This window comes from Companilactobacillus allii, assembly GCF_001971585.1.
Taxonomy (GTDB): Bacteria; Bacillota; Bacilli; order Lactobacillales; family Lactobacillaceae; genus Companilactobacillus; species Companilactobacillus allii.
On the sequence record NZ_CP019323.1, the window covers coordinates 2500168 to 2506167 of the forward strand.

At 47.5% G+C, this 6000-nt stretch carries 1 protein-coding gene, 26 tRNA genes and 2 rRNA genes; all 29 read right to left on the reverse strand.

Features of this window, described 5'->3' with window-relative positions; genetic code table 11:
• Position 1 precedes the first annotated feature (1 nt).
• Entirely contained in the window at positions 2-319 is a 318-nt protein-coding gene (locus BTM29_RS12370) for a carboxymuconolactone decarboxylase family protein (RefSeq protein WP_076618542.1), read from the reverse strand.
• Between the two features lie 241 nt (positions 320-560).
• A tRNA-Leu gene (locus tag BTM29_RS12375) sits at positions 561-645 on the reverse strand.
• 25 nt (positions 646-670) lie between these two features.
• Positions 671-741: transfer RNA gene (locus BTM29_RS12380), tRNA-Cys, on the reverse strand.
• A gap of 16 nt (positions 742-757) precedes the next feature.
• Positions 758-829: transfer RNA gene (locus BTM29_RS12385), tRNA-Gln, on the reverse strand.
• 10 nt (positions 830-839) lie between these two features.
• A tRNA-His gene (locus tag BTM29_RS12390) sits at positions 840-912 on the reverse strand.
• Between the two features lie 18 nt (positions 913-930).
• Positions 931-1001, reverse strand: a tRNA-Trp gene (locus BTM29_RS12395).
• A 5-nt stretch (positions 1002-1006) separates the two neighbouring features.
• A tRNA-Tyr gene (locus BTM29_RS12400) sits at positions 1007-1089 on the reverse strand.
• Between the two features lie 4 nt (positions 1090-1093).
• Positions 1094-1166 (reverse strand) — tRNA-Phe (locus BTM29_RS12405).
• Positions 1167-1172: 6 nt separating this feature from the next.
• Positions 1173-1246: transfer RNA gene (locus BTM29_RS12410), tRNA-Asp, on the reverse strand.
• Between the two features lie 24 nt (positions 1247-1270).
• Positions 1271-1344: transfer RNA gene (locus BTM29_RS12415), tRNA-Met, on the reverse strand.
• 31 nt (positions 1345-1375) lie between these two features.
• Positions 1376-1465 (reverse strand) — tRNA-Ser (locus BTM29_RS12420).
• Positions 1466-1515: 50 nt separating this feature from the next.
• Positions 1516-1587: transfer RNA gene (locus tag BTM29_RS12425), tRNA-Glu, on the reverse strand.
• Between the two features lie 6 nt (positions 1588-1593).
• A tRNA-Ser gene (locus tag BTM29_RS12430) sits at positions 1594-1681 on the reverse strand.
• A gap of 8 nt (positions 1682-1689) precedes the next feature.
• Positions 1690-1764: transfer RNA gene (locus BTM29_RS12435), tRNA-Ile, on the reverse strand.
• Between the two features lie 14 nt (positions 1765-1778).
• Positions 1779-1849: transfer RNA gene (locus BTM29_RS12440), tRNA-Gly, on the reverse strand.
• 41 nt (positions 1850-1890) lie between these two features.
• A tRNA-Asp gene (locus BTM29_RS12445) sits at positions 1891-1964 on the reverse strand.
• A 15-nt stretch (positions 1965-1979) separates the two neighbouring features.
• Positions 1980-2053 (reverse strand) — tRNA-Met (locus BTM29_RS12450).
• A gap of 35 nt (positions 2054-2088) precedes the next feature.
• Positions 2089-2162 (reverse strand) — tRNA-Ile (locus BTM29_RS12455).
• A gap of 8 nt (positions 2163-2170) precedes the next feature.
• Positions 2171-2244, reverse strand: a tRNA-Met gene (locus tag BTM29_RS12460).
• 38 nt (positions 2245-2282) lie between these two features.
• A tRNA-Pro gene (locus BTM29_RS12465) sits at positions 2283-2356 on the reverse strand.
• A gap of 11 nt (positions 2357-2367) precedes the next feature.
• Positions 2368-2441: transfer RNA gene (locus BTM29_RS12470), tRNA-Arg, on the reverse strand.
• 13 nt (positions 2442-2454) lie between these two features.
• Positions 2455-2540 (reverse strand) — tRNA-Leu (locus tag BTM29_RS12475).
• 14 nt (positions 2541-2554) lie between these two features.
• Positions 2555-2626: transfer RNA gene (locus BTM29_RS12480), tRNA-Gly, on the reverse strand.
• 5 nt (positions 2627-2631) lie between these two features.
• Positions 2632-2704 (reverse strand) — tRNA-Thr (locus tag BTM29_RS12485).
• 73 nt (positions 2705-2777) lie between these two features.
• Positions 2778-2860, reverse strand: a tRNA-Leu gene (locus BTM29_RS12490).
• Between the two features lie 23 nt (positions 2861-2883).
• Positions 2884-2956 (reverse strand) — tRNA-Lys (locus BTM29_RS12495).
• Between the two features lie 5 nt (positions 2957-2961).
• Positions 2962-3034, reverse strand: a tRNA-Val gene (locus tag BTM29_RS12500).
• 16 nt (positions 3035-3050) lie between these two features.
• Positions 3051-3167 (reverse strand): 5S ribosomal RNA (gene rrf, locus BTM29_RS12505).
• 78 nt (positions 3168-3245) lie between these two features.
• Positions 3246-6000, reverse strand: a 23S ribosomal RNA gene (locus tag BTM29_RS00005).

A 6000-nucleotide genomic window follows, 5' to 3' on the forward strand; every position in this document is an offset into this window, starting at 1 on the left:
GTTATTCTGTCCAAATCTCTTTTGCGCGATTGAAAGCTGACCATGCCTTAGGCCATCCAGCATAGAATGATAAGTGTGTGATTTCCGCAACAATTTCTTCTTTAGTGATGCCATTTTTCTTTCCAATTTTTAAATGTGCATCTAATTGTTCCAAGTTACCTGCAGAGATAATACTTGCAATAGTGATCATTGATCTATCATGAGCAGATAATTCACTTTCCTTACTCCATACTTCACCAAAAAGTACGTCATCATTTAATTTAGCAAATTGAGGCGCAAAATCACCTAATTGTTCTTGTCCAGCTGTTTGTTTCTTCATGACTATTCCTCCAACTATTTGTCTTAACAAAGTATATTAAAGCACTTGAAGTTAACTTGAAGTCAATAGTATTTGGGTAAAAAAGCACATAAAGAGGTATACTTCCAATTGAAATATGATCCACCAACACGATTTGACATAGACTTTGACTTTTTGGACATTAAAAAAGTCATCAACGTTGAATTCACAACATTGATGACTATATCGACTTTTTGAATTTGGACTTAAGAAAGTCCTATGATACCGGTGATCGGGGTCGAACCGATACTCCTTATACAGGAACGGGATTTTGAATCCCGCGCGTCTGCCAATTCCGCCACACCGGCATTTTAATACTTAGGCATAGCCCAAAGGCGGTAACCGGATTTGAACCGGTGATGAAGGTTTTGCAGACCTCTGCCTTACCACTTGGCTATACCGCCATATCATTGATACAAATTGGGTTAGCTGGATTCGAACCAGCGCATGATGGAGTCAAAGTCCATTGCCTTACCGCTTGGCTATAACCCAATAAAAAAAGGGCGGTATGTGGGAATCGAACCCACGTGTGTCGGTACCACAAACCGATGTGTTAACCACTTCACCAATACCGCCATGATAAAAGGTAGAAACAGGGATAGTAGGAATTGAACCCACACTGACGGTTTTGGAGACCGTAGTTCTACCTTTAAACTATATCCCTAACTATGGAGGGGAGTGGATTCGAACCACCGAACCCGAAGGAGCGGATTTACAGTCCGCCGCGTTTAGCCAGACTTCGCTACCCCTCCAAAATGGCGCGGGACGGAATCGAACCGCCGACACATGGAGCTTCAATCCATTGCTCTACCAACTGAGCTACCGAGCCATTTAACGGTCCCTGCGGGAATCGAACCCGCGATCTCCTGCGTGACAGGCAGGCGTCCTAACCAACTAGACCAAGGAACCAAAAGTAATTATCTTTGAAGCTAATTGCGGGAGCAGGATTTGAACCTACGACCTTCGGGTTATGAGCCCGACGAGCTACCAGACTGCTCCATCCCGCGATAATAAAAAAGAAACTTTTAACAATTAATAAGGAGGATGTGGGATTCGAACCCACGCGCGGTTTGACCCGCCTGACGGTTTTCAAGACCGTTCCCTTAAGCCGGACTTGGGTAATCCTCCATTGCTTAACATACAAAACTTATTAAATTGTATCGATGCTTTCGCACCAATGACCCGTACGGGATTTGAACCCATGTTACCGCCGTGAAAGGGCGGTGTCTTAACCACTTGACCAACGGGTCATAAAACGGAGAAGGAGGGATTTGAACCCTCGCGCCGTGTAAACGACCTACACCCTTAGCAGGGGCGCCTCTTCAGCCACTTGAGTACTTCTCCAGACATAGTGGGCCTAAATGGACTTGAACCATCGACCTCACGCTTATCAGGCGTGCGCTCTAAACCAGCTGAGCTATAGGCCCATAACAAGCGGCAAAGCGGGTGACGAGAATCGAACTCGCGACAACAGCTTGGAAGGCTGTGGTTTTACCACTAAACTACACCCGCATTAAAGCCTCTACGTTTAACATAATTGACCATTATGTTAACGGTCCCTGCGGGAATCGAACCCGCGATCTCCTGCGTGACAGGCAGGCGTCCTAACCAGCTAGACCAAGGAACCAAATAATTAATTCAATTGCGGGAGCAGGATTTGAACCTACGACCTTCGGGTTATGAGCCCGACGAGCTACCAGACTGCTCCATCCCGCGATAACAATATGAATTTAAGGCTTTATTCCATGCGATGGACCCTGTAGGACTCGAACCTACGACCGAGCGGTTATGAGCCGCCTGCTCTAACCAACTGAGCTAAAGGTCCGGAATAAATAGCGGCGAAGGGGATCGAACCCCCGACCTCCCGGGTATGAACCGGACGCTCTAGCCAGCTGAGCTACACCGCCAAAAAAAAATGAAACATACATGACAATTAAGTCACAAATCGGGAAGACAGGATTCGAACCTGCGACCCCCTGGTCCCAAACCAGGTGCTCTACCAAGCTGAGCCACTTCCCGAAATAAAGCAATGCACCCAGTAGGAGTCGAACCTACAACCTTCTGATTCGTAGTCAGACACTCTATCCAATTGCGCTATGGGTGCATATTCATTATAGTGCCGAGGACCGGAATCGAACCGGTACGGTAATTACTTACCGCAGGATTTTAAGTCCTGTGCGTCTGCCAGTTCCGCCACCCCGGCGTTACTATAATGAAAGCGGAAGACGGGATTCGAACCCGCGACCCCCACCATGGCAAGGTGATGTTCTACCACTGAACTACTTCCGCATAAATGCCGACTAGAGGATTCGAACCTCCGACCCCCTGTTTACAAGACAGATGCTCTGCCAACTGAGCTAAGTCGGCATAAAATGAATTATGCTTATTGCTTATTCAATTTTAATAAAAATATCTCAATATTGCAACAACAATATTGGTATACGGGTGAAAGGACTTGAACCTTCATGTCCATTGGACACTAGAACCTAAATCTAGCGCGTCTGCCAATTCCGCCACACCCGCATGGGTTGTATATTTGTTGCAAATGAGTCGTGACGGGTTCGAACCGTCGACCCTCTGATTAAAAGTCAGATGCTCTACCAGCTGAGCTAACGACTCATGGATGGAGGATACAGGGATCGAACCTGTGACCTCCTGCTTGTAAGGCAGATGCTCTCCCAGCTGAGCTAATCCTCCATGATAAATACGAACAGCGTGGCAGCTACCTATCCTCGCGGGTAGTTTCCCACCAACTACTTTTGGCGTGAAGAAGCTTAACTTCTGTGTTCGGCATGGGAACAGGTGTATCCTTCTTGCCATTACCACCACACTATTCGTTACTCGTACCTTCAAAACTAGATATTAAGTTTAATATGAATTATTATAAGAAACACTTCGAACCACTTACTCGGTTAAGTCCTCGATCTATTAGTACTGCTCAGCTCCGTATATCGCTATACTTCCACCCGCAGCCTATCTACGTCATAATCTCTAACGGATCTTACTTCCTTACGGAATGGGAAATCTCATCTCGAGGGGGGCTTCACACTTAGATGCTTTCAGCGTTTATCCCTTCCATACGTAGCTACCCAGCGATGCGCCTGGCGGCACAACTGGTACACCAGAGGTATGTCCATCCCGGTCCTCTCGTACTAAGGACAGCTCCTCTCAAATTTCCTACGCCCGCGACGGATAGGGACCGAACTGTCTCACGACGTTCTGAACCCAGCTCGCGTACCGCTTTAATGGGCGAACAGCCCAACCCTTGGGACCGACTACAGCCCCAGGATGCGATGAGCCGACATCGAGGTGCCAAACCTCCCCGTCGATGTGAACTCTTGGGGGAGATAAGCCTGTTATCCCCAGGGTAGCTTTTATCCGTTGAGCGATGGCCCTTCCATATGGAACCACCGGATCACTAAGTCCTACTTTCGTACCTGCTCGACTTGTCAGTCTCGCAGTCAAGCTCTCTTGTGCCTTTACACTCTGCGAATGATTTCCAACCATTCTGAGAGAACCTTTGAGCGCCTCCGTTACATTTTAGGAGGCGACCGCCCCAGTCAAACTGCCCACCAGACACTGTCCCTCACCACGATTAATGGTGCAGGTTAGAGTTTTCATATAACAAGGGTAGTATCCCACCAATGCCTCAATCGAAACTAGCGTTCCGATTTCAACGGCTCCTACCTATCCTGTACATGTCACACAAAAACTCAATATCAAGCTACAGTAAAGCTCCATGGGGTCTTTCCGTCCTGTCGCGGGTAACCCGCATCTTCACGGGTATTATAATTTCACCGAGTCTCTCGTTGAGACAGTGCCCAAATCATTACGCCTTTCGTGCGGGTCGGAACTTACCCGACAAGGAATTTCGCTACCTTAGGACCGTTATAGTTACGGCCGCCGTTTACTGGGGCTTCAATTCTCAGCTTCGCTTACGCTAACTGATCCTCTTAACCTTCCAGCACCGGGCAGGCGTCAGCCCATATACGTCATCTTACGATTTAGCATAGACCTGTGTTTTTGATAAACAGTTGTTTGGGCCTATTCACTGCGGCTGGCTGTTACACCAGCACCCCTTCTCCCGAAGTTACGGGGTCATTTTGCCGAGTTCCTTAACGAGAGTTCACTCGCTGACCTTAGGATTCTCTCCTCGACTACCTGTGTCGGTTTGCGGTACGGGTAGTTTATTTCTAACTAGGAATTTTTCTTGGCAGTGTGAGTTACTGTGCTTCGCTACTTAAATTTCGCTCCCCATCACAGATTGTCCTTAAAGGTAAAAGCATTTGACTCTTACCAAGACTTTCTGATTGGACACACTTTTCCAGCCGTGTGCACACATCATCCTCCTGCGTCCTTCCATCGTTCAAACAAAATAAACTAGTACGGGAATATCAACCCGTTATCCATCGATTACACCTCTCGGTCTCATCTTAGGCCCCGACTAACCCTGGGAGGACGAGCCTTCCCCAGGAAACCTTAGTCTTTCGGCCGATCAGATTCTCACTGATCTTTCGCTACTCATACCGGCATTCTCACTTCTAAGAACTCCACTGCTCCTTACGGTACAGCTTCAATGCTCTTACAACGCTCTCCTACCACGCATCTTACGATGCATCCACAGTTTCGGTATCATGCTTAGCCCCGGTACATTTTCGGCGCAGAATCACTCGACTAGTGAGCTATTACGCACTCTTTGAATGAATGGCTGCTTCTAAGCCAACATCCTAGTTGTCTATGCGTTTCCACATCCTTTTCCACTTAGCATGAATTTTGGGACCTTAACTGGTGATCTGGGCTGTTTCCCTTTCGACGGTGGATCTTATCACTCATCGTCTGACTCCCGGGTATAGATCAATGGTATTCGGAGTTTATCTGAATTCAGTAACCCAAGACGGGCCCCTAGTCCAAACAGTGCTCTACCTCCATGATCCTATTCCCCGAGGCTAACCCTAAAGCTATTTCGGAGAGAAACCAGCTATCTCCAAGTTCGTTTGGAATTTCACCGCTACCCACACCTCATCTCAGCATTTTTCAACATACATGAGTTCGGTCCTCCAGTGCGTTTTACCGCACCTTCAACCTGGACATGGGTAGGTCACTTGGTTTCGGGTCTACGTCTACATACTTAGTCGCCCTATTCAGACTCGCTTTCGCTACGGCTCCGCATTTTCTGCTTAAACCTTGCATGCAAACGTAACTCGCCGGTTCATTCTACAAAAGGCACGCCATCACCCCTTAACGGGCTTTGACTACTTGTAGGCACACGGTTTCAGGATCTATTTCACTCCCTTCCGGGGTTCTTTTCACCTTTCCCTCACGGTACTGGTTTCACTATCGGTCACTAGGGAGTATTTAGCCTTGGGAGATGGTCCTCCCAGATTCCGACGGAATTTCTCGTGTTCCGCCGTACTCAGGATCCCGACTAGAGTAGTTCGTATTTCGCTTACGAGGCTTTCACTCTCTTTGGCCAACTTTTCCAAGTTGTTCAGCTTATACTTACTTTTTTTCTCATATCGTCAGTCCTACAACCCCAAAGAGCAAGCTCTTTGGTTTGGGGCTCTTCCGTTTCGCTCGCCGCTACTCAGGAATCGAAATTTTCTTTCTCTTCCTGCAATTACTTAGATGTTTCAGTTCATTGCGTCTTCCTCTTAATATGCTAT

What these genes read in the sequence shown, in the direction of transcription:
- BTM29_RS12370 (WP_076618542.1), bottom strand. Translation starts at nt 319, where the DNA reads ATGAAGAAACAAACAGCTGGACAAGAACAATTAGGTGATTTTGCGCCT.